This is a genomic window from Okeania hirsuta (genome assembly GCF_003838195.1).
In the GTDB taxonomy this organism is placed as follows: Bacteria; Cyanobacteriota; Cyanobacteriia; order Cyanobacteriales; family Microcoleaceae; genus Okeania; species Okeania hirsuta.
The window spans coordinates 1-4,554 of record NZ_RCBY01000386.1 but is presented as its reverse complement, the minus strand read 5'-3'; the positions used below and the strand labels follow the sequence as shown (position 1 = coordinate 4,554).

General features: G+C 40.4%; 3 protein-coding genes and 1 pseudogene. 2 read left to right on the top strand and 2 right to left on the bottom strand.

Annotated features, from left to right (window positions below; genetic code table 11):
* A partial coding sequence (locus tag D5R40_RS30605) for a WD40 domain-containing protein (protein ID WP_445974457.1) occupies positions 1–1,496 on the top strand: 1,496 nt, incomplete at its 5' end.
* A 371-nt stretch (positions 1,497–1,867) separates the two neighbouring features.
* Here the strand turns inward: D5R40_RS30605 and D5R40_RS40325 are convergent.
* Positions 1,868–2,233, bottom strand: a pseudogene (locus D5R40_RS40325) (ferredoxin); the annotation flags it as partial.
* 507 nt (positions 2,234–2,740) lie between these two features.
* Between D5R40_RS40325 and D5R40_RS30595 the strand changes: the two are divergent.
* Positions 2,741–2,941, top strand: coding sequence for a hypothetical protein (locus D5R40_RS30595; RefSeq protein WP_153183426.1), 201 nt, complete (start codon positions 2,741–2,743; stop codon positions 2,939–2,941).
* A 606-nt stretch (positions 2,942–3,547) separates the two neighbouring features.
* On the opposite strand, the gene cobT is transcribed toward D5R40_RS30595, so the two are convergent.
* Positions 3,548–4,554, bottom strand: a 1,007-nt coding sequence (cobT, locus tag D5R40_RS30590; RefSeq protein ID WP_124155701.1) for a nicotinate mononucleotide-dependent phosphoribosyltransferase CobT, incomplete at its 5' end; no start/stop codon positions are given.

Genomic DNA, 4,554 nt, shown 5'->3' with positions numbered 1-4,554 from the left:
TTGCTTCTGGTAGTGCTGACAACACGGTGAAATTGTGGAACCGCCAGGGGCAGTTGTTACAGACTCTGAAGGGGCATGAGAATTTTGTCTACGGTATAGCATTTAGCCCCGATGGAGAGACTATTGCTTCTGGTAGTGCTGACAACACGGTGAAATTGTGGAACCGCCAGGGGCAGTTGTTACAGACTCTGAAGGGGCATGAGAATTTTGTCTACGGTATAGCATTTAGCCCCGATGGAGAGACTATTGCTTCTGGTAGTGCTGACAACACGGTGAAATTGTGGAACCGCCAGGGGCAGTTGTTACAGACTCTGAAGGGGCATGAGAATTTTGTCTACGGTATAGCATTTAGCCCCGATGGAGAGACTATTGCTTCTGGTAGTGCTGACAACACGGTGAAATTGTGGAACCGCCAGGGGCAGTTGTTACAGACTCTGAAGGGGCATGAGAATTTTGTCTACGGTATAGCATTTAGCCCCGATGGAGAGACTATTGCTTCTGGTAGTGCTGACAACACGGTGAAATTGTGGAACCGCCAGGGGCAGTTTTTGCAGACTCTGAAGGGACACCAGGATTGGGTCTTCGATATAGCATTTAGCCCCGATGGAGAGACTATTGCTTCTGCAAGTGCTGACAACACGGTGAAGTTGTGGACAGATTTGCGGATAGAAGATTTAACCAAACGTGGTTGCGAGTGGTTAAATGATTACCTGATTACCCACCCCCAGGAATTAGAAAAACTCAAGATTTGCCAAACTGACAAACGCATAAAAGTAGTAGCTCGCAGTTGGATAACTAAGGGAGAGAAACTAGCAAGGGAAAGTAAAGGAGAAGCAGAAAAACTTGAGCAAGCAGTTGCTTTCTTTGAGAAAGCACTAAAATGGAATCCCGACCTCAACCTCAAGCCAAAAGTTCTTGCAGCATCATTAGCTGAGGCAGAAAAGCTGATGGAGGAAGGTACGAAATTAGCAAGAGAAGGAAAAATAGAGGTGGCAGTAGAAAAGTATCAACGAGCAAAAGAGCTTGACAAAGTGGCATATATTCCTAATCTAAAAAATATCGATCCAGAAGCTAAAGCCAAATATCAGGGAGTAGATGCGTTATTGGAACAAGGGAGGAAGCTTGTGAAAGAGGGTAAAGTTAAGGAAGCAATTTCCTCTTACAAACAAGCAGAAAAAATCTACCCTACTCAAATTTATGCTAAGAATTGGGATACTCTCTGTTGGTTTGGCAGTCTTTATGAAAAAGCTGCTAATGTTATGTTTGCTTGTGAGAAAGCAGTCACCCTTAGCCCTAAAAATGGCTCGATTGTTAATAGTCGGGGACTTGCCAGGGCTTTAACTGGGGACATTAAAGGAGCGATCGCAGATTTTCAGGTATCTGTAGAATGGACGAGTAATGAGAAGAAAAAAGCACAACGGCAAAAATGGATCGAAGCGCTCCAGGCAGGGAAAAATCCGTTTACGGATGAGGTGTTGGAGAGTTTGAGAGATTGATGGTTATTTGCTGGAGTCGATAGAAAGAATTTATTGGAAATGACTATTTGACGAAAAAGATAAGTTAAGAAATACCCTAGCTATTCGTAGCAAACATTTATAGCGCTGTGCGCAGGCAACAGGCAACAGGCAACAGGCAACAGGCAACAGGCAACAGGGGGAATAAAAAACCGATAATATCAGGCTTTTAGCTATTGGACAGTTACTGTAATTTGTAAATATGCCAGCGCACATTGCTATATCAATTTGGTATAACTTTTGCTTCGACTGCTATAACATTGAAATGGTGCGTTACGCGATCGCCCTCTCCACTAGACTTGAGCATAATTAATCTTCTCGCTAACGCACCCTACAGGAATTAATGAAAAGAATCAAATCTTCTTTTTATCTGCATTTTGCTTATTTCTATGACTAGCAATACGAGCTACTCCACTATCCACAGGACCACCACAAATAGGAATAACCTGATACTTGCACTCTTCTTCCAGAGTATTTAGTTTGGTATAATCAACCCAGTGAATACAATCTACAGGACAAGTGTCGATCGCTTCTTGGATTAATTCTTCAGGGTCGCCATCTTGCTGAAAAACGTGCGATCACCCATGATCTGATTCTATATAAAAAGTATTATGGGCAACATGAGCGCAGTGTTTACAACCGATACAGGTAATTTCATCAACGTAAACTCCTTTTTGTCGCAACATTCCACCAAGTTCGGGTTCAAAACCTGAACGTTCTGTGTTAAACTCAGAAAATGATGTAGAAAAATCTAGGGCGTTGGTAAATCAAGAGATGAAACTTTAAGAGTAATCTGTTTCTGATACCTCTAAATATCTAACCAGAGTAAGTGATGGGTATCACCCCTAGTAGAAAATCATCTTACCAATTACGGCGTTGGTGATTTTAGGTATGATATAATGTCCAGATAATTAGTGAACAAAAAACTTTCTCTTCTACTACTCTTTCTTCTTATTTCTTCCCTCCTAACTTCTGAGGACTGACTCCTGACTTCTAAGTAGTTAAGATTAATATTATACACTAATTTACCAACGCCAAATCTAGCATTAGACCTCTTGCAAAAATAAACAATAATTATCAGTGATCGGTATTGTCTTTGCATATAGACATCTCTAGGTGTAGGTTGGGTTGAGGAACGTTAGCGTAGCTTACCCGCAGGGTAAACCCAACAGTAGTAGCGCATCTAGACTAAAATTGTGGGTAAAAATTATGACCCAGGATGTCCTATGAGTAATTCTAAGATTAAGTACAAAGTCTATCTGAGCGAACGCCAACGGCAACAATTACGGGATATTAGCCATAATGGTCATGGTCCGGCAAAGAAAATCCTTCATGCTCAAGTGTTATTGATGGCAGACCAAGACCATCCAGAGGCAGGTTGGAGTGCATATCAACACAATTGCTATAAGAAGCAGCTTTGGAATTAAAATTTGGAATTAAAATAAGATATCTTTACTTCATACAAATAATGGCTAAAAACATTGCTGAACCATTATTATTACTTAATGACTGAAGTATTCAATAAGTATAGCATTTTTTTGAGGAATTGGTATCAGAAAAGTATTTATTGGGCTAAAACCCAACTACAAACAAACTATTAGACCTCTCCGAAAAAGATATAGACTTTTTGCACACAGTAGGGAACAGGGAACAGGGAACAGGGAACAGGGAACAGGGAATAAATTTTCATGCCAAAGATACGAAAAATGATTTTTCAGTGACTTTTACAACTCTAGCTTATCTTAAATAAAAAGCAAGTTTATTTTCTGGGGATATATATTATAACTAATGGTACTTAGAAATTTTTTGGTAGGAAACATGCGTCAAAGTCAGTCTAGACAAGGGAATTACGTCGATGCGTTAAAAATGGCTAGCACCCTTAGTAATTCATAATTTATACCTTTTTGACGTAAAAGCCTCTGCCTATCTATATTTGAGCCTATTTTATCGCTTTATTTTGTGTAAGTCCCACTAATACCGTTTCGGAATAGTAATGCTATGTTTGATTAGCATCTCCCTATCTCCCCATCTCCCTATAAAAACAAACTTTCAACAGCTTGAAGCAACTGGTCTTGACTCCAATCTCTATATAAATGAGCCGCGATCGCACATCCTCCACAACCCACACCTTCTTTAACATACCCCTGTTCATAAGCTCGTAATTGAGGATAACAAGACTCAGCAAAACTAACTTTTGTTGCCATCAAAGGCACAATACCAATTTCTCTAGCTAACCCCACAGTATCTCCTGTCGGGTCTTCAGCAACCCATCGAGTTGTTCCCACCACAATATTCTCAGGCAACCAAGATAAAGAATATTTTGCAGCTAATGCTTGCATCAAAGCATAAACAGCTAACATTTGTGTACCACCAGCTAACATCACCCCTACTTTGAGACTTGCTGTCATTGCCATTCCTGCTACTACTATTTGCATCGGGTCTCCCACTGCAGCGACCAATTTTAGGGGTTGTGAAAGGGGAGGTACAGAATTAAAACCAGAAACTTGTAAACCTTGGCGCACCACAGTCAACTTTTGAGCATGATTACATTGAGGATGACTGCTATTAACTTTGCCTGCAGCAGCAATACCTAAACCTAATAAAATTGCTAAAGCTGTAGTTGTACCTCCAACTACACATTCTCCTAATATTAAATAGCTATCTTTTGCTTCAGCAGCTAACTTATATCCCCAACTCTTTCCAGCTTCCAGTAAATGTTCAACAGTTGCCATATCTAAAGCATGACCAGAAGTTAAACAACGAGCTGGAGTACCTCCCAAATTAATTGTTGGTACAGTGGGTTGATGAGTTAAACCAGCATTAAATAAGTAGAGAGGAATATTGAGAGCATCAACAATTGCTTTTGTGATTAAAACTGGAGAAGCACCAGCATCAAGGGGTGGTAATGGATATTTGGGTTGTGGTTGAAAACCGTTATATAAAAATTCCACATCTGCCAAACAAGTATATTGGCGGTCTTTTGGAGTTGCCCCTGCTGCAGAAATTCCCGGTATTAGACCTGTATCTGTAAATCCTAATA

Bases quoted from the DNA above. Each gene is read 5' to 3' on its own strand.
- D5R40_RS30595 (WP_153183426.1), top strand. From the start codon at position 2,741: ATGAGTAATTCTAAGATTAAGTACAAAGTCTATCTGAGCGAACGCCAA.